This is a genomic window from Streptococcus sp. UBA632 (assembly GCF_002300045.1).
In the GTDB taxonomy this organism is placed as follows: domain Bacteria; phylum Bacillota; class Bacilli; order Lactobacillales; family Streptococcaceae; genus Streptococcus; species Streptococcus alactolyticus.
Genome location: NZ_DBPA01000047.1, coordinates 1 through 234, shown reverse-complemented (window position 1 = coordinate 234; position 234 = coordinate 1). Strand labels below are relative to the sequence as shown.

The following is a 234-nucleotide window of genomic DNA, read 5'->3' as shown; positions in this document are numbered from 1 at the left end:
ACTCTAGTAATTCGTATTTATCTAAAAAATACCCGTGGTGCTAGTTAAATTTAAGATACGAAAAAAGCCCAAATGAGCCATTTACAGTATACCGCTAAATCTCATCTTAGAAATTTTAAAACTAGGATTTTTCGGGACGAACAGGCTGATATTTCCTTTAATTCAGCTAAACAAATGTGGTTTTATGGTTTCAAGGTGCATATGTTGGTAAGCTTATCAGGTTACGTTGTGAAC

Annotated in this window: 1 pseudogene; it reads left to right on the top strand. The window is 33.8% G+C overall.

Annotated features, from left to right (window positions below):
• Nucleotides 1-105: 105 nt before the first annotated feature.
• A pseudogene (locus B3473_RS05910) lies at nucleotides 106-234 on the top strand (IS982 family transposase); the annotation flags it as partial.